Here is a 25,605-nt window from a genome sequence, read left to right on the forward strand (position 1 = left end):
ATGTCACGTAAAACATATGAAAAAGCTGCTAACATTAATGGTATGTTTAATGTTTTAGAGCAACAAATTATTCATAGCAAAGACATGGCATTATTTAGAAGTGAATTCTTTTACGTTAATCATGAACATCGTGAAAATTATGAAGCATTATTAGTCTACTATGGTGAAAATTCTGTTAATCCAATTGTAAATGGTGCGTGCTACATTCTTGCTTTACCAGAAATCTTCAATAAAGTAGATGTTTTTGAATCGGATTTACCGTTCTCATGGGTTTATGATGAAAATGGTATTACTGAGACAATGCAAAGTATTAGCGTTCCTCTTCAATATCTTATTGCGGCAGCATTAGAAGTTACTGATGTAACATTATTTAAACCTTCAGGCTTTACAATGGGAATGAATAATTGGAATATTGCTCAAATGAGAATATTTTGGCAGTACAGTGCGATTGTTCGCCAAGAAGCCTTATAATAAAACAATTTCCACTCCTTTTTACGAATTTGTTGTAAAAAGGAGTTTTTTTATATCTTTAAATCATATAGAATAACTTTATACTTTTATAAATTTAATTTTTGCAACTTTTAATAATTACATATATATGGGGGAATTAAGATGTTTGAAATAGTTAAAAACAAAGATATGTTATCAGAATGTTTTTATATTAGAAGAGAAGTATTTGTGAAAGAACAAGGTGTTCCCTTGGAAAATGAATTAGATTCATTTGAGGAAGAATCTACACATATTATTGGCTACGACAAAAATCATGTACCTTTTGCATGTGCGAGATTTAGACCTTATAACAACGCAGCAAAAGTAGAAAGAGTTGCTATTTTAAAACCTTACAGAAAAGATGGGTATGGCAAAACAATGATGCACGCTATTGAACGTTTTGCAAAAGATAAAGGATACAATCAATTAGTTTTAAATGCTCAAGTCCAAGCTCAAGGCTTTTATGAGAAACTAGGTTATATTCAAACGGGCCCAGTTTTTATTGAGGAAAATATCGATCATATAAAAATGTATAAGAATATTTAAACTATTTATATTCTAAATTCATAGAGTACTTGTAATTAATTAAATAGACTATCCCATTTTATTAATAGTAGCTTAAACTAATGTATTTTAAATTACCTGTGCTTAGTAATGTAGTCCTTAGTAAAATCATAATTTGTTTACTATATGTAAGAAAGTATTAAAGTTAGTTTACAAATAAGTTAAATCAAATCATAGCCTTAATTAAAATACTATAATGAATTTGTAATATTAATAATAACGAGGAGTAACAATATGACCAAAAAGTTTAATTTAAAATTTCCTTCGATGATTGCGATCACATTATTTGGTGCTGCATTTACTTCACAACATGCACATGCAGCTGAAGCGAATCAAAATTCGAATAATACAAATAATGTTATTGATGATCAACAAAATATAGAAAATGCTGAGCAAGTTAAAAAAGAAGTAACTAATTCAGCTCAAAATGTATCAGGGGTACAAACGTATCAAAATCCTTCTGATGTTAAAGCATCTGTTGCTACAGTAAGCAAAACGTATGATGCTAAATTAGATAATTTAACTACAACAAAACAGACTTCACAAGATCAACAAAGTACGCAAAATCAAAGTACTGCTAACACAAACGCTACTAATTCAAATAGTGAACAAGCTAAGGTTCAAGATAAAGAGCAAGAAGTTTCAACTTCAAATAAATCTGATCAAAAAACTAATATCAATAACACACAAAGTAATATTGATGCTAATAAGCAAACATTGCAAGCTTCTAAAAACACTTTATCATCACCTCAAGTTCAGTCAAATGATGATACGTCTGCTAATAGTAATCAAAACACTACACAAAATGTTAATAATCAAATTGATGAAAGTAGCTCTAACTCACAACAAGAGAATAGTTTAACTTCATCAAATAAGAATCAATTGAATTCATCATCTGTTACTCCATCACAAACTAATCAAGTGGCTCAGTCTAACAAGCAAATAGAGTCTGAGCAAAGCAGTGATAAGAAAGTAAGTACTTATAGTAATAATGATAATAATGCAACCCAAGTAAACGTAGATCAAGCTAAAACATCACAAGAAGCTAATACGAAGAATGCAACAGCATCAAAAACAACTCAAACATCTACATCTAACAGTACACAATCAGGTTATTCTGGATTTAGATCAGTTGGTGGCAAAGGTGGTCCAGCTACTTCAGTAAAAACAGTTCAACGTTATGCAGCTAAAGCAACTACATCATCTTTACCGAAATATAAACCACAAGTAAGTTCATCAATCAACAACTATATTCGTTCGAATAACTTACAAGCACCTAAAATCGAAGAAAATTATTCATCTTATTTCCCTAAATATGGATATCGTAATGGTGTAGGTAAACCAGAGGGTATTGTAGTTCATGATACAGCTAATGATAACTCAACTATTGATGGCGAAATTAATTACATGAAAAACAATTACAACTCAGCTTTCGTTCATGCATTTGTAGATGGTAACCGTATTATAGAAACTGCCCCTACTGACTACCTATCATGGGGTGCGGGTCCATATGCTAATGATCGTTTTATAAATGTTGAAATTGTTCATACACATGACTATGCTTCATTCGCTAAATCAATGAATAACTATGCAGATTATGCTGCAACACAATTACAATATTATGGATTAACACCTAATAGTGCTGAAAATGATGGTCAAGGTACAGTTTGGACTCACTATGCAATTAGTCGATTCCTAGGTGGTACAGACCATTCTGACCCACACGCTTACCTACAAAGCCATAATTATACTTATAATGAATTATACGATTTAATTAATGAAAAATATTTAATTAAAACAGGCCAAGTAGCACCTTGGGGTACTACTTCAAGTAGCAGCTCATCTAATACCAATAAAGGTGGTTCAAGTAATAGTGGTTCCACTACTACAGCACCTAAATTAACTGTTAAGTCAAATAGTGGCTTAGCTCAAATTAAAACTGATAATAGTGGTGTTTACACAACAGTTTATGATGATAAAGGTAAAGCTACTAACCAAGTTCATAACACTTTATCTGTAACTAAATCTGCCACACTTGGTAAAGATAAGTATTATCTAGTATCTGACTACAATAGTGGTAAAGTTTACGGTTGGGTTAAGCAAGGAGAAACCGTTTATAATACAGTAAAATCTCCTGTAAAAGTAAACCAATCATATAATATAAAATCAGGTGCTACGCTATATACAGTGCCATGGGGTAACTATAATCAAGTGGCTGGAACTGTTTCAAAATCTAATACAGCACCATTTAAAGCAACAAAGTCTCAACAAGTTGGCAAAGCCACTTATTTATATGGGTCTTTAAATGGTAAAAATGGATGGGTTAGCCAAGCATTTCTATCTAATATAACTAAACCATCTTCTGGAAGTAAAACACCTACTGTAGATAATACTTTAAAAGTATCGAATCTTAAGAATACACTAGGTCAAGTTTCTACTAAAAATAAAGGAACGTATACAACTGTTTATGATAAAAATGTGAAAGCTAACGCAACTATTGGTGGAAAAACGTACAACATAACTAAGAAAGCTACGTTGAACAATAAAGATTATTACTTAATTTCTGATTATAATGGTAATACTTCATGTGGTTGGGTACCTGCTTCAGAAATTTCTGTTAAAACTACAACACCTAACAAAACTAATGCTACTTATTACGATATTAATGGAAATGCAAATATTTACGACACACCTTGGGGAACAGCTAAACAAGTTAAAGCTACAGTACCTTCAAGTGGTAAACAGTTAAAATCAATTGATAACCTTAAAGTTGGTAACGAAACATACCTACACGGTGTAATCAACAATATTTGGGGTTGGGTTAAATCAACTGATGTTAAACAAACACCTAAAGTAAATGCTAAATTTGCTGTAAACACTAAAGCTACTAAGCCATCTACTGCATCAACTCAAACTGTGTCGAAAGTAGCTCAAGTTAATGCGAACAACAGCGGTGCACGTGCAACTGTTTATGATAAAACAGGTAAAAATGCAACTAAGTATGCTAATCGTACTTTCAACGTTTCTAAAGAAAAAACAATTGATGGTAATACTTATGTGTTACTTCAAAATACTACGACAAATACACCTTTAGGTTGGTTCAATGTTAAAGACTTGAAAGTTCAAAACTCTAGTTCTGAACAAAAAACATCAGGTACTTATAAAATTAACGACAAAAATAATGGTCTATACTCAATTGCGTGGGGTACAAACCAACAACGTTTAGATAATAAAGATTTAGCTAATAAATCATTTAAAGTATCTAAATCAGTTGTTATTGGAAACACAACTTATCTATACGGTACAGTTAACGGTAAAACTGGTTGGATCGCTAAGAATGACTTAACTTCATCAAATACTTCATCAGATAATGGTGAAAAATATCAATATGAATTTATTATCAACACTACTAATGGTTATTACTATGATGACCCTAGTTCAGCTAAAGCAACTTCATTAAAAGCTTTTAATGAACAAATCTTCCAAGTAACAAATCGTAAAGTCGTTAATGGTAAAACTTGGTATTATGGTAAATTAAGTAATGGCAAATATGTATGGATTAAAGATACTGATTTGAAAAAAGAATTAGTTAAATATTCAAAATCATATAGAACATTAAATCAAGCTGTATCACTTCAACAAAATGCGTACGGGGCTCCACCACAAGTTCAAAGAAACGGTTATGGTTGGTCAAACGCAACTTATAGTGAAATTAAAAATGCTATGAACACAGAAAAATTAGCTAAAGATGATACGCTTAAATATCAATTCTTACGCTTAGATCGCCCGCAAAACCTTTCTGTAGCAAGTTTAAATCAATTACTTAAAGGTAAAGGTGTTCTTGAAAATCAAGGTCAAGCATTCAGTCAAGCTGCTGCTACTTCAGGTATCAATGAAATTTACTTAATTGCACATGCATTAATTGAAACTGGTAATGGTCAATCTCAATTAGCTAAAGGTGCAAACATCGTAAATAACTATGTTACTACTAATAGTGCTACAAAATATCATAATGTATTTGGTATAGCCGCTTTTGATGCTAATCCACTATACAATGGTATTAATTATGCTAAGCAAGCTGGTTGGAATACAGTGTCTAAAGCGATTATTGGTGGTGCTAAATTTATAGGTAAAGACTATATTAAAGCAGGCCAAAACACGCTATATAAAATGCGTTGGAATCCAGACCACCCTGCTACACACCAATATGCAACTGATATTAATTGGGCTAATGCTAACGCTCAATATTTAAAACAACTTTATAATGAAATTAAAGCTGTTGGTAAATATTTTGATATCTCAAGCTATAGTAAATAAATAACTCTATTCACTAATAAAATGAATGAGACATAAAATTCTCATTTGAATAACCAAGATTCTAGGACAATAAGTTCTTGGATAAATTAAAAAGACAATTTCTATTGATACACTATAGAAATTGTCTTTTTATAATTATTTTAATTATATATGTTGCAAGTTCGTACAATTTTAAACATTCAATTAAAAGTTATATTCTTTATGCCCATTTAACTGTACTAAAAAAGCCCTATCGCTATAATGATTATTTGGCTAAATTCATTAAGACAATAGGACTCATTTATTTAAATATATATGTGACGACTATTTAGCTTATCTAATAGTTGATTTAAACTTTGTATTTCTTCCTTACTTAGACACTGACAACGTGCTTCTATTAACTCACATCTTGCCGTATTGATTTGTTGAATCAAATTACGAGCTTCTTCTGTTAGGCATAAGTCTTTGCAACGTAAATCTTCATGAGATTGTTGACTAGTTATATATCCTTTTTGCACTAATTTCTTAATCCATCTAGATACAATGGATTGCTCTCTACTAATCTTCATCGTTAAATCATATTGCGACAATCGATCATAACTATATAAAATTCTCAATAGTTCTAATTGATCATTTGTAATATCTGTACGCTGTCCAAAACGTCTATTAACCAAATTAAGGTCATTATTAGTTAGTGTAATAAGTTTTTCTAGTTGATTATACATTGTTGTTCTACTCCACTTTTGTAATTGATAATACTATTATACTATGATTTTTTTATATGTCATGTACTTTCAATATTTTGTCACAATACAATTCTAAATAATTCAATTTTAATTTCATTAAGTTTTAAAGCATCTCGCTAAATATATATTTAAACTATGAATCATTGATATATTCCATTGCTATTTATAGTTAGGATTGTCCTTATTAAGGTAATAATTACCTGCATTTAAATAACTTGCAAATGCAGACCAAAGTACATATGGAATCTGTAATAACCCAGCCACTCGATGTATTTTAAACATTGATACTGCGTTAGCAAATACTGAGATAAACAACATGATACTTTCAATTAATGCAATACCTCTTACTTTCTTTTTAAAATAAAGGATCGACCACAAATAGTTTAAAGTTAACTGCGTATAATGTGTCACTTTAATTCGAGTTGTCTTTGTTTTATTTTTAGTAGTGATTAAATATGAAACGCCCATTAATAAATATAATATTGGCCATACGATTGGAAATGCTTTTGTAGGTGGAGAAAATGGTGGTTTCCTAAAATTTTTGTAGTCCTGTTGTGATTCCTTTGCTATGATTCGACCGATGATACTCCCACCTACCATTGGATGTATCAGCTTAATGATGTCTTTTAATATGTTAATATTAATCCACTCCTTTAATGTGATAACTTTCTCTTCCCTATTATGCAAATACTATTCATATTTAAATCTATTTTTCTAAAATCAAATAGAATTTACATACAAATAATAGTTATTACCCAACATTTCATCCTAAATTGTTGCATTTCAATGTTAATATATACTAAATTAAATACAGTTATTAATTAAAAAAGGAGACAATCGTATGTCGATGGATACAAAAAGAGATTACTTTTTCGATAACGCGCGCGCCATCCTTATCTTTTTAGTCGTATTCGGTCATATGATTGAACCTTATACTTCTGAAAGTAAATACTTATCTGCATTATATTTGTTAATTTATAGTTTCCATATGCCATCGTTTTTATTTATCTCTGGATACTTTGCGAAACATTTAGATAAACCACATTACTTAGAGAATGTAGCTAAAAAGTTGATTGCGCCATACGCTATATTTTATGCATTCTTTTCTATCTATTATTTTGTAACTGGTAAAAGTGATGCAATTCAAATGGACCCTTTTAATCCTGTATTTGCTTTGTGGTTCTTACTTACATTATTTTGTTTCCATGTCATCCTTGTCATAGTACGTCGCTATAAAGCATATTATGTATTACCTGTCGCTTTGATTATTTCAATACTTGCAGGTTTTTCTGATGATATCGATGGTTATATGAGTATTTCAAGAACAATCATATTTTTCCCGATTTTTTATGTTGGTTATTTAACAACGCGAGCTCATACTCAATTATTGAGAAATAAAAAATTAAGGCTAATTTCAATCATTGTACTTATTATATTTTTCATCGTCTACTATATACACCCAATCAATTCAGATTGGCTTTTAGGTAGTAGTCCCTATACTTCACTTGAAAATAATAATGAAGATGTGTACAGCCCATTGAAAAGACTATTGCTATACTTCGTTATCTTTGTAGCTATGTTCTCATTCCTCAATTTAATGAGTAATCATGAACGTGTTTATACTTATATAGGAAATCGCACAATGTACGTCTATTTATTACATGGTTTAGTTATAGGTATAGTTAGAGGATTGGAAATATATCCTTTTAAAGATCATATATCAGTATTCACTTACGGTTATTTAATTCTCATTTCAGTGTTAATTGTATATTTACTATCGACGAACTTTGTTTGTAAATGGACGAATCCTTTAATTAATTTGAAGAAACCTTCTTCTTTTAGAGGATAATAAAAAAATTAAATACAAAAGGACTTACCAAATTATGGTGACTAAAAAATATGTTATTATAAGATTATTCTAAAAATTTTGTAGTAACATTTAATGTTACTATAATTTGGTTTTTTTGAGGTGTAAAAAATGAAATTATCTTTAAATACGAATTCCAAATTTTTAAGAGCACCAAGTATACGCCAGTTCTCTAATCGTATGAAGCACATTGATGATTGTGTAAATTTAACGATTGGTCAACCCGACTTTCCTATGCCAGATGTGGTAAAAGAGGCATACATCAATGCGATTAAAGAAGATAAAACTAGTTACTCACACAATAAGGGATTGCCGGAAACTCGACAGGCAATAAGTAATTATTTCAAAAATAAGTACGGTTTTTATTATAGTGAAGAGGAAATCATTATTACGAATGGCGCGAGTGAAGCACTTGATACGTCATTGCGAAGTATTATCGAACCTGGAGATGAGATATTAATTCCAGGACCTATTTATGCAGGCTACATTCCTTTAGTTGATACATTAGGTGGTAAGCCTATTTATATAGATACTACAAATACAGAATTTAAAATCACTCCAGAATTAATTGCGCAACATTATACTGATAAAACAAAAGCAATTTTGCTGAATTATCCTACGAATCCAACTGGTGTGATATTAGAACGTGATGAAGTAAAAGGCATTGTAAATTATTTGAAAGAAAAAGAAATTTTTATTATTAGCGATGAAATTTATGCAGAAAATACTTTCAAAGGTAAGCATGTCTCATTTGCAGAATTTGAGGAAATTCGTGATCAATTATTACTTATTGGTGGGTTAAGTAAGTCTCACTCCGCTACCGGTATTCGTATAGGCTTCTTACTAGGCCCTGAGTATCTAATTGAAAAGTTAACATTTATGCATGCATATAATTGTATATGTGCAAATGTACCATCACAAATCGCATGTATTGCTGCACTTAATGAAGGATTAGATGCGCCTCAATATATGAACCGAGCTTATATAGAGCGTCGTAACTATTTAGTAAATAAATTAAAAGAATTGGGCTTCGAATTGGATGCTCAACCAGAAGGTGCTTTTTATATATTCCCAAGTATTCGTAACTATACTGCTGATGATTTCGATTTCTGCGTCAAAGTGCTTGAAGAAGCACACGTAGCAATGGTTCCCGGATCATCATTCACCGATATAGGTAAAGGTTACATTCGTATCTCTTATGCATATGACATGGATGTCTTAAAAGAGGGTATGCGTCGATTAGAAAGATTCTTAAAAGCAAACTACAATATATAACCTTAATTAAAAAAGGACACTTAAAATAGTGGTTAACTGTCAATCAGTTTATCACTATATAAGTGTCCTAAAATTATACTTTTTTATTTTACCGTTACTGATTTATGGGAATTTAGGAAATTGATCAAAGTCTGGATCACGTTTTTCTTTAAACGCGTCACGACCCTCTTTAGCTTCATCAGTAGTGTAGTAAAGTAATGTAGCATCTCCAGCCATTTGTTGTAATCCAGCCAAGCCATCAGTATCCGCATTCATAGCAGCTTTTAAGAAACGTAAAGCTGTTGGAGAGTGTTTCATAATTTCTTTACACCATTGAACTGTTTCATCTTCGATTTGATCTAATGGAACCACTGTATTAACTAAGCCCATGTCTAAAGCTTCTTGTGCATTATATTGGCGACATAAGTACCAAATTTCACGTGCTTTTTTATGACCAACGATTCTTGCTAAGTAACCAGAACCATAACCAGCATCAAATGAACCTACTTTAGGACCTGTTTGTCCGAAAATAGCATTATCAGCAGCGATTGTTAGGTCGCATACTACGTTTAATACGTTACCACCACCGATGGCATAACCTCTAACCATTGCGATAACTGGTTTAGGAATGACACGGATTAAACGTTGTAAATCTAATACATTTAAACGTGGGATTTGGTCTTCGCCTACATAGCCACCGTGTCCACGTTTCTTTTGGTCACCGCCAGAACAAAATGCTTTGTCACCTTCACCTGTTAAGATGATTACAGAAATGTTTTGATCATCACGTGCACGACTAAATGCATCAATCATCTCAGCTACTGTTTTAGGTGTAAATGCATTTCTTACCTCAGGTCGATTAATCGTTACTTTAGCAATTCCTTCGTAGAATTCATATTTTATTTCATCATATTCTCTAAGTGTTTCCCACTGTCTAGTCATTTTGCTCCTCCTTTAAAAAACCTAATACTATTGTATCAAATTCCGCCTTATCTTCCACATGAATTGTATGACCTACATTTGAAAAAGAATGGATTTGACTGTATTTCATATCCCTATTCATAGCTTGTCCAGTTTTAACAAATTTTTGGTCTAATTCACCAGTTAAAATAAAGCAAGGTATTTGAATATTACCAATTTGTTCCCATAAATTAGGCATTTGGCCAGTACCATAATCACGCAATGCTTTTGCTAATTTATGTGGATTTTGGGATAATCGCATTTCTCTTATAGCCGACTTTTTATCTTTATCTAATTCATATTGCGTATAAAATAGTGGTAATTTTTCCCAATCATTAACGAATACCTCTAACCCAGCAATATTTAATACTTTCGCTCTTGCTGCATCTATTTGTTGACGCTCATGTCGATTATTTTCATCTTTAATTCCTGGGGAACTACTTTCAATTATCAATTTTGATAAAGAGCATTTACCGTATAACGCATAATACAAGGCCACTCTGCCACCCATTGAATATCCGAGTAAAGTAATATCATAAGATTTGTATATATCTAATAACTCATCTAATTGTGTCGTAATGTATGGAAAGTCCCAAGTTACATCAATTGGTGATTGATCTTGTCCATGCCCTGGTAAATCGATTGTAAGAACATTAGCCTCTTTTAAAAAATATTGAACATCATCATTAAACGTACGACTATCACTAATAAAGCCATGTAAAAGTACTAATAACTGATTTGAATTGTTTTGTGATTGATAGAAGTTATAGTGTAACATTTAGAATACCACTCAATTTCTTATATAGAATTTGATGTTGTGACATATTGTCATCACGATTGGTTACCATTTCGTAAATATGTGAATTCATATGTGATAGCTTTTCTTGAGTAAAATCTGCCACAGTATTAAATCGTTTGAATGTAAAATCATAAAGTAATGCTGTATATTCAAAATTTAATCCAGTCGGTGTTCCAAACAAACGTTCAAAATATGCTTCAGCAGATGCTTTTTGTGGAAGATATGAGAATATACCGCCACCATCATTATTAAGTAAAACAATATTTAAATTAATATTATTAATTTTAACCATTAAAAGACCATTCATGTCATGATAGAATGCTAAATCGCCGATTATCAGCGTGATTTTCTTGTGTACAGCCATTCCAATAGCAGTTGATACAACTCCATCGATACCATTTGCACCACGATTCGCATATACTTCAACTTCACTATTATAAAGTAGATTATCGACATCACGAACTGGCATACTGTTACTTACAAAAATAGCATCGTCTTTAGTTAATTTATCAATTAATATTTTTACAAATGCCGCTTCATCTGTTGCATTTGTCATATGTTTATCGATTGTATTTCTAGCCTGTGATTCAAGTGTTCGCCACATGTTTATCCAGTCTTTTCGATCGACAGCTGCTTCCTCGATAAGATTTCTAAAGAAATCATTTGCAGATATTTCATATGAAATACTCGGTGGCGTTGGAAATACATCTATCTTGTCATTATTCTGCACTAAAATTTGATATGCATTTGTGCGCTTAAGCCATTGATTTAATTTTTTTGAGATAACAGGTTTACCAACTCTTATTACAAAATCAACATCTAAGTCGAGACCTGCACGATAGTATAAATCATATGTCGTAATCACATTTGGATGATTATACTTACGTAATTGACTTAATGGATCTGCAAGTATAGGTATGTCATGCACGGTCGCATAAGTAAGTATTTGATCGATAGCTTGATGTTGCATATCACCAACTATTATTAACCCTTTTTTCTCTTTTAATATATGTCTGATGTCTTGAACATTAATATTTTTTTGATAATGTGGCAGCTTTTTAGAATAAGATGTTAGCCACTCTTGTCTTTCTAAGTTAGGTGTTAATGGCTCTCTAAATGGTAAATTAAAATGAATAGGACCTCTATGTGGACCATATAGATACTGACTTGCAATTTGCATTTGATAATAAATTGCGTCTAGCATGTAATCAGTACCATCTGCTACAGGCATATCAAATTGAAAATTAACATAATTTGCGAACATATTAACTTGATTAATTGCTTGTGGTGCCCCCACACTTCTTAATTCATGTGGACGATCACTTGTTAATACAATTAAAGGTATACGACTGATTTGGCTCTCTGCAATTGCTGGTGTATAATTTGCCGCCGCAGTACCAGAGGTACATAAAATAGCTACAGGGCGTTCGCTACCTTTTATTAAGCCTAAAGCAAAAAACGCTGCACTACGTTCATCAGGATGTATCCATGTCTTAATATTAGGATGTGCTTCAAAAGCAATGGCCAATGGCGTTGATCTTGAGCCGGGACTAATTACAACTTCACGTACGCCATAGGCATATAACTCCGAAGCAAATGTATATACTTGTTTTGTTAGTGCGTCATTATGATTCATTCTTATCCACTACTCCTAAAGCATTCATCATCGGTGAAAATTTAACTGCAGTTTCAGCTAACTCACTATCAGGGTCAGAATCTTTTACGATACCACACCCTGCAAATAACGTGGTTTGATTTTGTTTTATTAACATTGAGCGTATTGCTACAATAAATTCACAATCATCATTCATGTCGATATAACCAACTGGTGCGCCGTATAAGCCTCGTGTTCCAAATTCATTTTTTTCAATAAATTTGAGTGCTTCATTTTTAGGGTAGCCACCTAAAGCTGGTGTAGGATGCATTTCATCAATTAGTCCTATAAAGGATTTGTTTTTTAACTGACCTTGAATTTGAGTATATAAATGATATAGATGGTCGTTTTTTAAAATATTAGGTGAATGATTATATTCAATATTATCAACATAAGGCGTTATGTCATCTAGAATACTTTTAACTACAAAATCATGTTCACCTAAATTCTTTTTATCTTTTAAAAATGCTTGTATATTTTTTTCATCTTCGTCTATGTCGTTAGATCGCTTAATCGTACCAGCTACAGCTTTTGTAGATAGAACACCGTCTTCTACTTTTAAAAGTTGTTCTGGCGTTTGTGAAAAGAATACAGATTGATTGGATTCTAAAATGAATAAATAGCTGTTTCTTTCGCTTTGTAATGCTCGATTAAGCACATAAGGTATATTAATTGGTTTATCAAATTTAATCATACGACGTCTTGCAAGAACGATTTTTTTATTTTCATCAAGCTGAGCAATCGCATCCCTAACGAGTTCTTTCCACTCATCAACATAGATATCTTCCATTCGTAAGATATTCCCCAATGTTTCATCATGTTCAGCTTTAGCAATTTGAGTTTCTTCAAAGTAATTCACTACTTCTTTAAACTGTTCAATATCAAATTGGGCTCTTTCAACTGTATATGTCAGATAAGTAGTTTCTCCGATATTTGATATTAAAACTTGAGGTATTACAAAATGATTAATGCCAAATTCACGCCATTCATCATCAGATTTATGGCTAGAAAATTGAAATCCTCCAATGACTTTCAAATGATGCTTTTCTATATCCGGGTGTACCAATTCAATATCTTTTTTAAATTTTTCCCACTCACGAAAGATCGATTGCTTATTATCAAAGTTATTTTTGAATCTTTGAACAGCATGATAGCCGAAAAATGAAGACGCATTATCATTTAAGCGAAAATAAAAGCGATCTCCTGCCTGAGATTCAGTTAAATTGAATAATTCATCAGGTGCAAGTTCTCTATCAATTTTTACTTCAACAGATACCCAGCTTTTGTTACTTTCATATATTGACTCAATAATGTCATCTTCCTTTATATTCGCAGCCATTCATTTCACTTCTTTCATTATCTATTTTTTCTCATTACAATATTGTATCATTTTTAACTATTTATGGTGGCATAATTGCTTAATCTTCTAGAGAAATATTTCACGTTGATTGACCTTTATTTACTATTCCTTTAAAATACATATGTTAAAACAATATACAATAAGAGGTAGATCAAATTATGGCAAATCAATATCAACAATATTCTACTGTTAGAAAATATTGGCATTTGATGCGACCTCATACTTTAACTGCTGCTGTTGTACCAGTTTTAGTTGGTACTGCAACTGCAAAACTTTTTTTATTAGGTAGTCAAGATAACATCAAATTCATGTTATTTATTGCAATGTTAATCGCTTGTTTACTTATCCAAGCTGCAACAAACATGTTTAATGAATACTATGACTTTAAAAAAGGTTTAGATGATCACACTTCCGTTGGTATCGGTGGTGCTATCGTAAGAAATGGTATGAGTCCAAAACTTGTCATGAATCTAGCAATTGCTTTTTATATCGTTGCTGCATTGCTTGGTATCTTTTTAGCAGCGAATAGTTCATTTTGGATCATTCCAGTAGGAATCGTCTGTATGGCAATTGGCTATTTATATACAGGTGGCCCAATGCCAATTTCTTGGACACCTTTTGGTGAACTGTTTTCTGGTTTATTCATGGGCATGATTATTATTTTATTAGCGTTCTTCATACAAACTGGCAATATCAATAGCTTTGTGGTTTGGATTAGTATTCCAATAGTAATTACAATTGGTCTAATTAACATGGCTAATAATATACGCGACAGAGTCAAAGACCAAGCGAGTGGACGTAAAACTCTACCTATTTTATTAGGTAAACGCGCATCAATTACATTTATGGCAGTTATGTATATCATTGCATACGTTTTCGTTGTCTATACTGCATTATTTGTAGATGGTGGTTCACTATTTTATCTACTTGTCTTGTTATCATTCCCTATGCCAGTTAAAGCCATTCGTCGTTTCAAAAAGAATGATACACCTGCAAGTATGATGCCTGCTATGGCTGCAACTGGAAAAACCAACACAATTTTTGGTGTATTATACGCTTTAGGTATTTATATTAGTGCCCTATTAGGTGGCATTTAATATCCTCAGATAAATTTTAAATATTTCATAGTAAGGTGATTCGGAGTGAGTCAATGAAACTAATTATAGTTTCTGTCTCCTCCGTTTTATTTTTTACCTATGAAGAATAAACCATATGTAAATATTGATGGCCATACAACTCTATATCCTCAGTCCATTTAAAACCTAAACGTTCGTATAATTTCTTAGCTCTTGGATTATCGTAGTCACAACTTAAGCTCCACTTTCTATCTGAGTATGTAGATATTAAATAATTAAATAATTTAGTTGCAATACCCTGTCCTCTATATTCCGAGAATGTTGCAACAGCCTCAATGTACCATTCATCATCTTTAGATTCTTTCAAAGGTAATGGCGTACCTAGTGCTTTTATGTCTTCTTCCAACGGCAATTTATTCCATGTAGCTTCTAACTCTAATTCTTTATCACCCTTATATGCTATGATGCATCCTGCAACATGATTGTCTTGCTCATATACCCAAATGTTATTATAATTCGTTCTATATTTAATATTGACTATACTCTCTTCAATTGCATGAATAACACGTTCTTTAGTGATTTCTTGTACAATATCTAGTTCCATATCATGCCAAATGATATAACATAATTCCGCTATTTCCTTACTGTCGCTCGGACGTGCTTTTCTGATCAATTTACCATTCTCCTCTCCATTAGTTTGTTAACTATATTATATAAAATTTACAAATAATAATAAATTAATTGCAGTAAATTGAAACATTTTGATTGTAATTATAATCATTTTTCCAATCACCTCAGTAATATTTGATTTAATTTTTGAAATGCTTAAAATATGAGATTAAGGAGGCAACATAGTTATGAGAGTTAATAAAACATTATATGTATTATGTTCTTTATTTTTGGGTGGTGTCGGCATTCATAAATTTTACGCAGACAAAGTGTGGCAAGGCGTGCTTCATTTAGTGTTCTTTTGGACTACTATTCCAACCATTATTTCAATTATCCATGGTATTATCATAGTCTTTACAACTAAAGCTGATCAAAATGGCTATATATTTATACCAAATAACCGCCATCCAAAAATTTAATCAGTAATTTTAGAAATTATCTTTAATAATGTGTAGAACGGGTAAACTCAAATAAACCTAAAAAAAGGAGTAAGCTAGTATGAATATTATCAAACGCGTACTTAGAATTGTTATAACAGGATATTTAGTAAAATGGATTCGAAATAAAATTGAGGGAAAATCAAACGGTGGTCAAAAATAAAATGTAAAAAGGTCTATTCGCTAACTTTGATTTAAGTAGTGAATAGACCTTTTATAATGAGTTACAGGATCCAAATTTACTCATTGAGAAATGCCTCCAGATTTTTATATTCAGTAGTATAGTTAATAAAATCTTCTTCGTTCTTATTAATCAACGCTTCATCAATCAATTTCATTAACTGTTTCTTTCGTCCTAGACGAAGTGCCTCTTCAATGACTAGCTCAACGCCTAAATCATTAACTGTCGTTACAAAATCTTCTAGTGTCGTATTTTTGACATTCGTGTTGTGATTCATTGTAATCACTGCCTTTCTTTTTTGTATAAGGATAGTATACAAGCTTTTATTTTTTAAATCAATCGAATATTCTGACTTTTCACAAAAAAATAAGTGTAATTTTATATGTAATGATTATCTTGACAACATATAAAAATTTTATATAATAAATTTATATTATTAATCGTTGAGTTTTTAGCGCTTAATAATGATATAAATTTAAGGAGGTTAAGAGATGACAAATATTTCTCAAAGCCAAAATACTGTATATATTATTCGAAAAGGAGATATGATAATCAAACCCGTCATTGATGATTATGAGCAAACAAAAGGATCAGAAATATGGAAATATGATTCCACAATAGTTTCAAGCCCATTCAAAACTCAAAAAATCGTCGAACGCTCATGTAAATTTTATGGTAATAGCTATATTAGTAAGAAATCCGAAACTCAACGAATTGCCGGCATTACTAGTAAACCACCTATTTTATTGACTCCTCTCTTCCCCACTTATTTTTTCCCTACGCATTCAGACCGTTTAGAAGAAAACATGTGGATTAATATGCATTATGTACATGAAATTAAACCTCTTAAAAATCGAAAATGTAAAATTATTTTTGCAAATCATCAAACATTAACACTTAATGTTTCCTACCACAGTATTTGGCACCAATACTCTAACTGCATTTTTTATTATTACATGGTCGATAAACAATCTCGTATGAAGTCAAACAATCCAGAAATGCCAATTGATTATGAGAAAACGACTTTAAATATTTTCGAAGCACTTTCACATTATTCACTATTACAAGATAAATAGTTTTACGTTTAATTTTAAATCATACGGGACTTTTATATTAATATAGTGTAAATGTTCCGTATATTTTTTAAATATAATCCCTTGCAAATTTTAAGTTTATTGATATAATAATATTTGTGCTCATAGAGATACATTATATAAATACATATTATTCCGCAGTAGCTCAGTGGTAGAGCTATCGGCTGTTAACCGATCGGTCGTAGGTTCGAATCCTACCTGCGGAGCCATATGGAAACGTACTCAAGTTGGCTGAAGAGGCGCCCCTGCTAAGGGTGTAGGTCGCGAGAGCGGCGCGAGGGTTCGAATCCCTCCGTTTCCGTTTGTTACCTTTAAATAGTATCAAATAGAGATTAAAAACCCCGTTATTACGGGGTTTTCTTTATATAGTTTAAAATAGTTTTAAATCTAAGCCGACAACGAAGTCGACAACTTACTGAATATTGCTCAATGTTGTCGGTTTTGTTGTCGGTTTGTCTCCTCAATCGCTTGTCGCTCTAGGGTTAGAGACGTTTCGTTTTTTACCTTTTTTAGTATCTCAACAGTATATTGAAAATGATTAAGCTTTTCTATTTCTTTTCTAGATATTATCTGTTATCGTTATATCTAGTTCATCGATAAAACTATAGGTGAATGTTTAACTCCTATCTACGACATTACTTCTCGGCGCTATCTGATCTCTCTGTAAAGTTTTCAGATAGCACTATTTTTATAATCGATATATACATTTGTCCTGTCATAATTGAAAACCTCCATAATTTGTTATATACTTTAAGAACAAGGAGCTCCTCCTAAGGCCCGAAAAAATCATCCTTTGTTATTTGGTTTTCGGTCTAGGTAACCGAGATGCCATTTCTTATCCTAAGTTGTTTTAACACTTCCGGAACTATCAGTACTGCCGATACTGTATGTCCTAGAAGTGTTTTTATTATATTTCTTATTTTTTCGGTTTCATTTATGTAAATATTTGATATACTCACTTTTGGAGTTCATCCTTATATTTATGTTGAACAAGAAAATAACCTTTTCTATAATTATTTAATTTTCTATGCGTTATCTGAACCCACACCTATTTTTTCAGATGGCGCTTTTTTATTTAAATCAATATCTTCCGTGTGATTTTAAGTACAAAAATAACCGGGAATTTATCCCGGTTTTCGCTTTTATTTTTAGGCATAAAAAATAACCGTACCTATTAAGATACGGTTAAGACACTTGAACCTGTAACGCGTGCCACTTCCTTGTTAGGGATTGCGTTTTTTGCTAGCCAGGAAATGAATGTATTATAACATATTTGCGAGTGACATCTATGTCAGTCATAAAGCTAGAAAATTATTAGAAATCTACTAGAAAAACCACACAGTGTCATTTGTGGGTGGTTAATGTAGTGATTATAGATTACCACTATAACACTTTACATGCGTACTCGTATAGCTTTTCAGCTGTTCCCAACTTTAAGTTGTCTATATAGCGCTTGCCAGTTCTTAAAGACGACATAACCGTTTGGCTTAACCCTGTATCTTTGGATACTTGATACCCTGTTATATCACTCTCGATCAATTCAATTATTTTTTTCTTGTATTCTGACAAGTTTTTCACCTTCATATCTGTATCCTAATGATTTCATGTGTTTAATTCTTGCGTATTTAATAAATTGTGGGAGAAGTAAAATAACTGTAATAGCTATTAATGTCATAATATAATTCATTACTTGAAACCCCCTTTAATAAAATATATAATAAACATGTAAGGAGGAGGCTTAACGCCTCCGGTTATATTAATCTTTGTTGTTAGGCTTTTGACTTAAATAGTCAATGTGCCATAATCTAAGTTGTTTTAGGACTCCTGGGATAATTAGTACAATTGCGACTTGTACTGGTTCTCCTAGGAGTATTTTTATAACCTCATGCAACGGCTCTCACCTCCTTACATGTAGGTCTGTAAGGTATATATCAACCTTACATATATAATTATACTACACAATAAGAAAGTAATAAAATATTTTTTAAAATATTAGGCATTAAAAATAGGGCAGTCACTAGGACTACCCTAAATTGGAGGCTCAGATAATGTACTATGCATACTATAACACATTAAAATATTTCTGCAACTCTTAAACGCTCATACCATATCCACCCGTTATTATTTTTTGAATAAACACGACACCAGCCCTCTTTAACTTCAAACACATAAAATTGACTATATCCTGCTCTATAAACATCGTTTGTTGTATACCATTCCTTACCTTTAAATTTAACTAAAGTGGCTCCATAATGGTCAACTCTTGCTCTAAATCTAGCCTTAGATGATTTCTTCATACTTTTAGGTGGAATGCTACCAACTTTTAACCCAGTAGTACTATCTAGTTTGTTTTTTTGGTTAACTATTTGTTTATTCGGTTTATTCGCTAATTTACTCCCACCTGAAGTTTTGTAAACATCTTTAACGATAAGACGTTCATACCATACAAAACCGTTATTGCTAGCACTGTATACTCTAGCCCAACCATCACGAATTTCATAAACATAAAATACATCGCCCGGTTTATATGTTTCGTTTGTAACCACCATGACATTGTTATGATTTGGTCTACAAATACTTACGCCAGCATTATCTGCAACGGCTTTGAAGTATGGTTGGTTACTCCATGTGAGTTTTTTAGGAGGTGTTGCATTTATAGTCAATGATCCATTTGATTTACGTGTCGCTGTTTTAACTTCTTTAATATCTGTTAAATCTACGCTATCATCGGCAAAGTCTGGAACAATGAAGTGGGTTAAGCCTGTATAATCATCTTCACGCAATTTAGCTGGTGTATTGGCATTTCCATCATAGTTTTGCTCTAAGATTGTGAATGTATTTGTACCACCCGAATTGTCCCAAACTAAGCCTGTATGCCCCCATTCTCTATAAATACACTCAGTATACACTGCAATAGCGCAAATAGGAGGAACATAATTTCTTGTGTTTTTAACTACTTTCCAACCTTTAGGCATAGCATTTAAAGTATGCAATTCTTTGGCGTTACCATAAAATCTAACTCCACCGGTAACGTGATATATGAAGTCTACACTTAAATCTGCGCATTGATAAGCATACATATTATCAAAGTCTACAAACTGACCTTTCAGACTGTGCATATATTCAATCGCTTCTTTATACTTAACAACACTTTGTGGTGATGGCGTCGCTTTTTCTTTTGTCTTCTCTGATAATTGTTCACTAGGTTTCTCGCTTGTTTTTTCTTGTACCCCATTAATGTATTTTGCTATTTGCTTATCAAGGTTTTTAACATTGCGTGAATAACCACATGCTTCTAATAAATTGCCGGGATCGATTTTGTCATTTTGAATATCTTGATGACCTGGCACTTCTGTTTTGTAATCAATGTCCCAATAATTACATAAATAAGCTAATACACGTGCCATATTATCTAATGACTTACGAGAACGTTCTTGACTACTAGGGAAATAACTACCTTCCACACCAAATGCTACATCGTTTGCATCAGCGTTATACCATTGGTTGTCAGTTGGTGTATTATATAATACATGCCATGCTTTCTCAGTAACTGGAATACAAACAATACACTCTTTGTCATCGACAAAGATATGTGCGCTTGCTACTAATGACCAATCAATCATGTATGTGTTTTTATAATAATTAACATTTGTTTGTGCAGTGGTTTCTGGATTCCCTGTGTCGTGCGCTACTGCAAATAAAGGTTTTTTACTTGTTAAGGGTTGCCCACTTCTACGTGTTCCAATAGGCAAGAAATCATATTTAACGGGAACACCATTCCATTTTTCTGTCATTATGCACGACCTCCACCAATTTTATTATTTTTATCTTTAGTTGATCCTGTACGTGTTCTTACAGTTTCCCAAATGCCTGTTGCCATTAGCCCGCTAATCAAACCAGCAAGCAAACGACCACCAATCGATAATTCGGTAACAATTTCTGGAATAAAAGCTGTAACACCACCTAAAACGATACCAATACCGATAGCAATTAAAGGCACAATATTTTTTGATACGCCAGCTTGCTTAACTAATTGTGTTAATGCGATAGTTATAACTGAAATCACTGTTGCAAATGCAATAATACTTTCCATTTTTTCACTCCTTATTCAAAAAAGCCGACCTAAATAGGTCAGCTTATAATGTTATACTGTGTGTTTATATTGATTTGTTTCGATAGGGTTATCATTAAAAATGTAAGATACAGTGCAATTATTGTTTATAATGTCAATGTTCCCTAAATCTTTACTTGAGAAAAATTTGGTACTCCATTCGTCTTGGTAACAAAGATTTAAGGTTATAATCTCATCTAAAAAAAGGTTTAATATTATTATTAGCTATTATTTCTGAGTAAGTTAGTTTTCTTTTATCGTCTAATTGATTGAACATATCTTTTAAATAATCAGTAATAATAAAGCTAGAATAATCAACTGTACTTTGAGAAAGTTTAGAGTTATAAAATAATCTATAAGAAAGTGTTCCTCCATATTCATCTGTACCGTAAGGCAATTCTAATAATTTAATTTGCCCTTTATTCTTCATGAAATCTTCTTTCATAATTTCCACTACTTCTTTTGCAATAGGCTTAGCCATTAATTCTACCCATTCGTTAGTTTGTTCGTTATAAATTTTAGGAATTGCATTTGTCATTATTGATTACCTCCATTTGTATCTATCCAAATTTTTGTTTTATCTGTTGGTTCTTCTTTTCCAATTTCTATCTTTGAAGTCTCGATAGGCTCTTGCTTGAAGTATTCGTGAGAAATAGCGTAGTCTAATATCTTTTTATAATCTTCATCTGTCAAATCGCTAGGTGTGAAAGATTTACCATCTTGACCGTTCACACCATCAACGCCATCTTTTCCGTCTACGCCATTTTCTCCATCTTTGATTAAATTGTGAGTTTTAGCATATTCGATTACTTCTCCGTACATGTTCTCAGTATTGATTTTCTCTAATTCATTACCTAATACGCTTGGTTCAACCTTAACTTTACTTTTTCTATCACTAGGGAAACAGTAAGTGTTATCCACCCATATCTCTAATGTATAAGTACCAGCAGGAATGATTTTGTCGATAACTATATCGCATAGGTATTTGCTGTCTTGTTCTTTAACTGTTGTGTCACAGATATATTTAACGCCTTCACTATCAGTTAGATATACCTTTGCTGGTTTACCATCTAACTGTAAATCGTCACTATTTGCGTCAGTTAAGATGTAACGCATGATGGATAGGTCGCCTTGCTTAATTCTGTTACCATCTATACTTTCTTCTAAATTAAGTACGTTTGTGTACATTTCATCACCTCAATATAAAAAGCCGACACATAAGTGCCGACTTAGTTTAAATATTCTTTTACTGCATATTCAATCGCTTGTGCATATTCATACATCACAGCACGCCAACGATATCTGTCTTCTCTTACCTTTTTACTAAAATCATTATTACTAAAGAATGATTTACGTTGTTTGGTTGATAACTCAAGTTGAACACCTAAACCTGTTTTAGTCTTATTCGTGATGTTATTAGGTTTAGCGCCACCTAAATTAGTTGGTGCGTCTTGTACATCAAAACCACGATTAATTAAATTACGTTTGATAAGTGCTTTTAGTTCTTCGTTGCTACCACCAATCAATGTACGAGCATACTCGTTATCGGCATAACCATGAACAGAAATTGAGTAATCAATATTTCTCATTAAGTTAAGTAGTTCTGGGTTGTCGTAACGAGTAGATGTCACATGCAATTTTACATTGTCACTTGGTAACTTACCTTTAAACGTGAAGTAGTTACAATCTAACTTTTGAGAAATGAGTAATGCGAGTTCGGATGAACCAGCTTCAATACCGCCACCATGTGGCGCAAAGCTAAGAACATTACTTTTATTTGTATTCATCTCAATTGACCAGTTGTTTTCTTTACCTTGTAATTCAATCATTGAACTATATAAGTCTGACATATTAAATAGAACCTCCAAAATAAAAAAACCGATACATATGCATCGACTTAAATGTATCTTCTTGTATTTATAATATGATGTCCTACAACTCTAGCTACTGCTTTGGCAGTGTCATTAGAAGATGATAGTAACATTGTATATAGCGCATCTCTTAATGTGATAACGTCGCCAACTTTCAACTCTACTCCTGAGCCACCAACAAAGTCACTTTCTTGGAATGTAATAGTCTGATTTAGATTGCTTATATTCTCTATTAGCACAATACAAGTAAGCACCTTAGTCATACTTGCTGGCGTTGTTCTGATATCTTCATTTTTAGACAATATAGGGGTAGGTTTATTATTAGTTGTTAACGTTGGATTATATTTTGGGTATTTAATCACAGAAAAAATCGTATCGCTTGTTCCAACTAAATCAATATTATATGATTTACCATTTTCTTTTTTGATTGTTTCATCTATCGCAATTTTTAAATCGGCAAATCTGTCTTCAGAACCTTTCATAATTGTGCCAATATATAAATCGTCATTATCTGCTACTATTGCAGTTAAATTGTGTATATAACCTAACGTTCCTGTTTTACCGCCGATTAAAGAGTAGTAATTTTCCAAAGATGGACTTGTAACTGTTGAATTAACTTCTACTGTTCTAGGGTTTATTCCTTTAATGTCTAAAGAATACGTATCTTGTCCCCATACACTTGCAATTTCATTCTTTGTACTTGCATGTAATGTGATTACGTTAAAATCATAAGCATACGCTAATTGCCCTGTTGCTGTTAAACCAGACGAATTAAGGAACTTAGAGGTTCCGCCAAGTTGTTTAACTTTCTTGTTCATTTCATCCACAAATACCTTTTCTGCGTTTTCGTCAGATGCTATATTTCCACCATTAGAAACTGTTATATCAGACAAACTTTCTTCAATATCTTGTAAACGGTCGTTTAACTTATTATAACCTTTGCTTTTAGATGTGCTATATCTAGCTTCTAAGATTTCTGTGTCTTTTACCTTTTCAGCTACATAATAAAATGGTTCATAAGTAGTTTGGTTAGTACCTTCTTCTACTTGTAAAGTATCAGAAACATCCTTTTTGACTGCGATTCTTATAAATGCAGTAGAAGCAGTTGTTGTAAATGTACTACCTTTAGGAACGAATTTGTATTCAATATATTGTAGTCCATTGTCGTACAAATTGTACCAAATAGATTGGTTAGTAACATAAGTAGTATTGTTTTTTATTTTTGTATAACTACTTGTAATAACAGTATCATCTGAAACTAAATTATTATTTGTACTTATTCTTCCAGGAGTAGGGTTATTTTTATTGTAGATGTTTTTACCACTTTTAATAAAATCTATTTTGTTAGTTCCTATTGAGTTGTTACCTAGTGTAAAATCAGAAATAGCTTGAGAAGAAATAACAGATTTAAGTTCTTCTTTTTCTTGATCGGTTAAATCATTATATTTTAGGTTTTGACCTCTATCTCCTATATCACCTTTTGGACCTATGTCGCCTTGTGGACCACGCTCCCCTGTATCACCCTTTTCACCAACGTCACCCTTTGGACCTTCCGGACCGATTGGACCTTGCTCACCTTGTGGACCCATTTCGCCATCTATTCCATCTGCACCTTTATCACCTTTATCACCTTTTGGCCCTTGTGGACCAGTATCGCCTTTGTCACCTTTTGGACCTCTAAAACGTTCAATGTCTTTTAACATAATTCGTTCAACAATGTCATCTAGTATATCAACATGAATTTCTTTACCAATTGTTTTTGTGAGACCACTATCATTCACTTTGAAATAGAAATCTGCCACATGTGAACTGTTATTAGTAGAATTACTACTATCAATTAAGAACAATTTTGCTTGTACACGTCCTACATGCTTTGTTACATAATCAGATACGTTGTAACGTACATGACCTTCTTCTGCTTTCACTATTTCTAATTCTTCGTTTGTAAAAATAGAACCATCTTCAGCGATTAAGTGTAATACTGGTTTGAATGTCGTTTGATTTAAATTAATCGGAATAAACTCTTTATTTTCACTAAATATATCACGTTTTTTAATATGAATATCTAATGTTGTTGTAGAATTATCCATTGTATAGAGATTAACGTTAATATTACCTAAATCAATACCTCGCTCATCTATACGAGCAGTTACTTTACCTTGCTTAAATGTTTCCAT

26 protein-coding genes, 2 tRNA genes and 1 pseudogene are annotated in these 25,605 nt (G+C 32.2%); 11 read left to right on the forward strand and 18 right to left on the reverse strand.

Features of this window, described 5'->3' with window-relative positions; genetic code table 11:
* From SBL15_RS00870 to SBL15_RS00880, 3 genes are all read left to right on the forward strand, one after another.
* Entirely contained in the window at window positions 1-471 is a 471-nt protein-coding gene (locus SBL15_RS00870; RefSeq protein WP_011276180.1) for a DUF2538 family protein, read from the forward strand.
* A 141-nt stretch (window positions 472-612) separates the two neighbouring features.
* Window positions 613-1,035: a GNAT family N-acetyltransferase gene (locus tag SBL15_RS00875; RefSeq protein ID WP_037535528.1), complete on the forward strand. Its 423-nt coding sequence runs from the start codon at window positions 613-615 to the stop codon at window positions 1,033-1,035.
* A gap of 252 nt (window positions 1,036-1,287) precedes the next feature.
* A complete protein-coding gene (locus SBL15_RS00880) occupies window positions 1,288-5,370 on the forward strand; it encodes a GW dipeptide domain-containing protein (RefSeq protein WP_317954888.1) in 4,083 nt (1,360 codons plus the stop codon).
* 284 nt (window positions 5,371-5,654) lie between these two features.
* On the opposite strand, the gene SBL15_RS00885 is transcribed toward SBL15_RS00880, so the two are convergent.
* Both SBL15_RS00885 and SBL15_RS00890 read right to left on the reverse strand, forming a co-directional pair.
* Window positions 5,655-6,074: a MarR family transcriptional regulator gene (locus SBL15_RS00885; RefSeq protein ID WP_037535525.1), complete on the reverse strand. Its 420-nt coding sequence runs from the start codon at window positions 6,072-6,074 to the stop codon at window positions 5,655-5,657.
* A gap of 180 nt (window positions 6,075-6,254) precedes the next feature.
* Window positions 6,255-6,782 carry a TspO/MBR family protein gene (locus tag SBL15_RS00890; RefSeq protein WP_107637686.1) on the reverse strand — a complete coding sequence of 176 codons (528 nt, stop codon included), beginning with the start codon at window positions 6,780-6,782 and terminating at the stop codon, window positions 6,255-6,257.
* Window positions 6,783-6,936: 154 nt separating this feature from the next.
* Here SBL15_RS00890 and SBL15_RS00895 point away from each other — a divergent pair, with 154 nt between their 5' ends.
* Together SBL15_RS00895 and SBL15_RS00900 are read left to right on the forward strand one after the other, a co-directional pair.
* Window positions 6,937-7,944 (forward strand): acyltransferase family protein, encoded by a 1,008-nt coding sequence (locus SBL15_RS00895; protein WP_317954891.1) that lies wholly within the window; start codon window positions 6,937-6,939, stop codon window positions 7,942-7,944.
* A 129-nt stretch (window positions 7,945-8,073) separates the two neighbouring features.
* On the forward strand, window positions 8,074-9,237 hold the full coding sequence (locus SBL15_RS00900) for an aminotransferase class I/II-fold pyridoxal phosphate-dependent enzyme (RefSeq protein ID WP_317954893.1): 1,164 nt from the start codon (window positions 8,074-8,076) through the stop codon (window positions 9,235-9,237).
* A 102-nt stretch (window positions 9,238-9,339) separates the two neighbouring features.
* Here SBL15_RS00900 and menB read toward each other — a convergent pair whose 3' ends face one another.
* The 4 genes from menB to SBL15_RS00920 are packed head-to-tail and all read right to left on the reverse strand — an operon-like array spanning window position 9,340 to window position 13,968.
* Window positions 9,340-10,158, reverse strand: coding sequence for a 1,4-dihydroxy-2-naphthoyl-CoA synthase (gene menB / locus SBL15_RS00905; protein WP_011276187.1), 819 nt, complete (start codon window positions 10,156-10,158; stop codon window positions 9,340-9,342).
* A complete protein-coding gene (menH, locus tag SBL15_RS00910) occupies window positions 10,151-10,954 on the reverse strand; it encodes a 2-succinyl-6-hydroxy-2,4-cyclohexadiene-1-carboxylate synthase (protein ID WP_317954895.1) in 804 nt (267 codons plus the stop codon). The genes menB and menH overlap by 8 nt, the downstream gene beginning before the upstream one ends.
* Complete coding sequence (gene menD / locus SBL15_RS00915; RefSeq protein WP_107611323.1) at window positions 10,941-12,611, reverse strand: 2-succinyl-5-enolpyruvyl-6-hydroxy-3-cyclohexene-1-carboxylic-acid synthase; 1,671 nt, start codon at window positions 12,609-12,611, stop codon at window positions 10,941-10,943. The genes menH and menD overlap by 14 nt, the downstream gene beginning before the upstream one ends.
* On the reverse strand, window positions 12,601-13,968 hold the full coding sequence (locus SBL15_RS00920) for an isochorismate synthase (RefSeq protein WP_107611324.1): 1,368 nt from the start codon (window positions 13,966-13,968) through the stop codon (window positions 12,601-12,603). Before SBL15_RS00920 ends, menD begins: the two co-directional genes overlap by 11 nt.
* Window positions 13,969-14,147: 179 nt before the next feature.
* On the opposite strand from SBL15_RS00920, the gene SBL15_RS00925 reads away from it, so the two are divergent.
* A complete protein-coding gene (locus tag SBL15_RS00925; RefSeq protein ID WP_016931372.1) occupies window positions 14,148-15,086 on the forward strand; it encodes a 1,4-dihydroxy-2-naphthoate polyprenyltransferase in 939 nt (312 codons plus the stop codon).
* Window positions 15,087-15,183: 97 nt separating this feature from the next.
* On the opposite strand, the gene SBL15_RS00930 is transcribed toward SBL15_RS00925, so the two are convergent.
* Complete coding sequence (locus SBL15_RS00930) at window positions 15,184-15,738, reverse strand: GNAT family N-acetyltransferase (RefSeq protein WP_107611325.1); 555 nt, start codon at window positions 15,736-15,738, stop codon at window positions 15,184-15,186.
* Between the two features lie 184 nt (window positions 15,739-15,922).
* On the opposite strand from SBL15_RS00930, the gene SBL15_RS00935 reads away from it, so the two are divergent.
* Both SBL15_RS00935 and SBL15_RS00940 read left to right on the forward strand, forming a co-directional pair.
* Complete coding sequence (locus tag SBL15_RS00935) at window positions 15,923-16,153, forward strand: NINE protein (RefSeq protein ID WP_107611326.1); 231 nt, start codon at window positions 15,923-15,925, stop codon at window positions 16,151-16,153.
* Window positions 16,154-16,232: 79 nt separating this feature from the next.
* Entirely contained in the window at window positions 16,233-16,334 is a 102-nt protein-coding gene (locus SBL15_RS00940; protein WP_011276194.1) for an SAR1012 family small protein, read from the forward strand.
* A 76-nt stretch (window positions 16,335-16,410) separates the two neighbouring features.
* Here SBL15_RS00940 and SBL15_RS00945 read toward each other — a convergent pair whose 3' ends face one another.
* Window positions 16,411-16,629, reverse strand: a complete 219-nt coding sequence (locus SBL15_RS00945) for an IDEAL domain-containing protein (RefSeq protein WP_107611327.1) — start codon at window positions 16,627-16,629, stop codon at window positions 16,411-16,413.
* A gap of 214 nt (window positions 16,630-16,843) precedes the next feature.
* Here SBL15_RS00945 and SBL15_RS00950 point away from each other — a divergent pair, with 214 nt between their 5' ends.
* The 3 genes from SBL15_RS00950 to SBL15_RS00960 all read left to right on the forward strand — a co-directional run bounded on the left by SBL15_RS00950 (window position 16,844) and on the right by SBL15_RS00960 (window position 17,747).
* Window positions 16,844-17,428, forward strand: coding sequence for a competence protein ComK (locus SBL15_RS00950; protein WP_011276196.1), 585 nt, complete (start codon window positions 16,844-16,846; stop codon window positions 17,426-17,428).
* Between the two features lie 152 nt (window positions 17,429-17,580).
* Window positions 17,581-17,655, forward strand: a tRNA-Asn gene (locus SBL15_RS00955).
* A gap of 3 nt (window positions 17,656-17,658) precedes the next feature.
* Window positions 17,659-17,747: transfer RNA gene (locus SBL15_RS00960), tRNA-Ser, on the forward strand.
* A 485-nt stretch (window positions 17,748-18,232) separates the two neighbouring features.
* Here SBL15_RS00960 and SBL15_RS00965 read toward each other — a convergent pair.
* The 10 genes and pseudogenes from SBL15_RS00965 to SBL15_RS01010 all read right to left on the reverse strand — a co-directional run bounded on the left by SBL15_RS00965 (window position 18,233) and on the right by SBL15_RS01010 (window position 25,605).
* Window positions 18,233-18,366 (reverse strand): annotated as a pseudogene (locus SBL15_RS00965) (hypothetical protein).
* Window positions 18,367-18,829: 463 nt separating this feature from the next.
* Entirely contained in the window at window positions 18,830-19,015 is a 186-nt protein-coding gene (locus tag SBL15_RS00970) for a helix-turn-helix domain-containing protein (protein ID WP_182703524.1), read from the reverse strand.
* The gene (locus tag SBL15_RS00975; RefSeq protein WP_182713021.1) at window positions 18,987-19,133 is read right to left on the reverse strand and encodes a hypothetical protein; all 147 of its coding nucleotides are present in this window, start codon (window positions 19,131-19,133) and stop codon (window positions 18,987-18,989) included. The genes SBL15_RS00970 and SBL15_RS00975 overlap by 29 nt, the downstream gene beginning before the upstream one ends.
* Before the next feature lie 69 nt (window positions 19,134-19,202).
* Window positions 19,203-19,337 carry a hypothetical protein gene (locus SBL15_RS00980; protein WP_260678013.1) on the reverse strand — a complete coding sequence of 45 codons (135 nt, stop codon included), beginning with the start codon at window positions 19,335-19,337 and terminating at the stop codon, window positions 19,203-19,205.
* A gap of 181 nt (window positions 19,338-19,518) precedes the next feature.
* Window positions 19,519-21,240 carry a peptidoglycan recognition family protein gene (locus SBL15_RS00985; RefSeq protein ID WP_317954898.1) on the reverse strand — a complete coding sequence of 574 codons (1,722 nt, stop codon included), beginning with the start codon at window positions 21,238-21,240 and terminating at the stop codon, window positions 19,519-19,521.
* Entirely contained in the window at window positions 21,240-21,539 is a 300-nt protein-coding gene (locus tag SBL15_RS00990; protein WP_107611330.1) for a hypothetical protein, read from the reverse strand. Before SBL15_RS00990 ends, SBL15_RS00985 begins: the two co-directional genes overlap by 1 nt.
* 211 nt (window positions 21,540-21,750) lie before the next feature.
* Window positions 21,751-22,095: a hypothetical protein gene (locus tag SBL15_RS00995; protein ID WP_317954899.1), complete on the reverse strand. Its 345-nt coding sequence runs from the start codon at window positions 22,093-22,095 to the stop codon at window positions 21,751-21,753.
* On the reverse strand, window positions 22,095-22,745 hold the full coding sequence (locus tag SBL15_RS01000) for a hypothetical protein (RefSeq protein ID WP_317954900.1): 651 nt from the start codon (window positions 22,743-22,745) through the stop codon (window positions 22,095-22,097). The genes SBL15_RS00995 and SBL15_RS01000 overlap by 1 nt, the downstream gene beginning before the upstream one ends.
* A 41-nt stretch (window positions 22,746-22,786) precedes the next feature.
* On the reverse strand, window positions 22,787-23,407 hold the full coding sequence (locus SBL15_RS01005; protein WP_317954901.1) for a poly-gamma-glutamate hydrolase family protein: 621 nt from the start codon (window positions 23,405-23,407) through the stop codon (window positions 22,787-22,789).
* A gap of 47 nt (window positions 23,408-23,454) precedes the next feature.
* The gene (locus SBL15_RS01010) at window positions 23,455-25,605 is read right to left on the reverse strand and encodes a BppU family phage baseplate upper protein (RefSeq protein WP_317954902.1); all 2,151 of its coding nucleotides are present in this window, start codon (window positions 25,603-25,605) and stop codon (window positions 23,455-23,457) included.

The sequence above is a fragment of the Staphylococcus sp. NWU MKU2 genome (assembly GCF_033283605.1).
Lineage (GTDB): Bacteria > Bacillota > Bacilli > Staphylococcales > Staphylococcaceae > Staphylococcus > Staphylococcus haemolyticus.

Bases quoted from the DNA above. Each gene is read 5' to 3' on its own strand.
- SBL15_RS00870 (WP_011276180.1), top strand. From the start codon at position 1: ATGTCACGTAAAACATATGAAAAAGCTGCTAACATTAATGGTATGTTT.
- SBL15_RS00875 (WP_037535528.1), top strand. From the start codon at position 613: ATGTTTGAAATAGTTAAAAACAAAGATATGTTATCAGAATGTTTTTAT.
- SBL15_RS00880 (WP_317954888.1), top strand. From the start codon at position 1,288: ATGACCAAAAAGTTTAATTTAAAATTTCCTTCGATGATTGCGATCACA.
- SBL15_RS00885 (WP_037535525.1), bottom strand. From the start codon at position 6,074: ATGTATAATCAACTAGAAAAACTTATTACACTAACTAATAATGACCTT.
- SBL15_RS00895 (WP_317954891.1), top strand. From the start codon at position 6,937: ATGTCGATGGATACAAAAAGAGATTACTTTTTCGATAACGCGCGCGCC.
- SBL15_RS00900 (WP_317954893.1), top strand. From the start codon at position 8,074: ATGAAATTATCTTTAAATACGAATTCCAAATTTTTAAGAGCACCAAGT.
- menB (WP_011276187.1), bottom strand. From the start codon at position 10,158: ATGACTAGACAGTGGGAAACACTTAGAGAATATGATGAAATAAAATAT.
- menH (WP_317954895.1), bottom strand. From the start codon at position 10,954: ATGTTACACTATAACTTCTATCAATCACAAAACAATTCAAATCAGTTA.
- menD (WP_107611323.1), bottom strand. From the start codon at position 12,611: ATGAATCATAATGACGCACTAACAAAACAAGTATATACATTTGCTTCG.
- SBL15_RS00920 (WP_107611324.1), bottom strand. From the start codon at position 13,968: ATGGCTGCGAATATAAAGGAAGATGACATTATTGAGTCAATATATGAA.
- SBL15_RS00925 (WP_016931372.1), top strand. From the start codon at position 14,148: ATGGCAAATCAATATCAACAATATTCTACTGTTAGAAAATATTGGCAT.
- SBL15_RS00935 (WP_107611326.1), top strand. From the start codon at position 15,923: ATGAGAGTTAATAAAACATTATATGTATTATGTTCTTTATTTTTGGGT.
- SBL15_RS00940 (WP_011276194.1), top strand. From the start codon at position 16,233: ATGAATATTATCAAACGCGTACTTAGAATTGTTATAACAGGATATTTA.
- SBL15_RS00945 (WP_107611327.1), bottom strand. From the start codon at position 16,629: ATGAATCACAACACGAATGTCAAAAATACGACACTAGAAGATTTTGTA.
- SBL15_RS00950 (WP_011276196.1), top strand. From the start codon at position 16,844: ATGACAAATATTTCTCAAAGCCAAAATACTGTATATATTATTCGAAAA.
- SBL15_RS00975 (WP_182713021.1), bottom strand. From the start codon at position 19,133: ATGAATTATATTATGACATTAATAGCTATTACAGTTATTTTACTTCTC.
- SBL15_RS00985 (WP_317954898.1), bottom strand. From the start codon at position 21,240: ATGACAGAAAAATGGAATGGTGTTCCCGTTAAATATGATTTCTTGCCT.
- SBL15_RS00990 (WP_107611330.1), bottom strand. From the start codon at position 21,539: ATGGAAAGTATTATTGCATTTGCAACAGTGATTTCAGTTATAACTATC.
- SBL15_RS00995 (WP_317954899.1), bottom strand. From the start codon at position 22,095: ATGACAAATGCAATTCCTAAAATTTATAACGAACAAACTAACGAATGG.
- SBL15_RS01000 (WP_317954900.1), bottom strand. From the start codon at position 22,745: ATGTACACAAACGTACTTAATTTAGAAGAAAGTATAGATGGTAACAGA.
- SBL15_RS01005 (WP_317954901.1), bottom strand. From the start codon at position 23,407: ATGTCAGACTTATATAGTTCAATGATTGAATTACAAGGTAAAGAAAAC.
- SBL15_RS01010 (WP_317954902.1), bottom strand. From the start codon at position 25,605: ATGGAAACATTTAAGCAAGGTAAAGTAACTGCTCGTATAGATGAGCGA.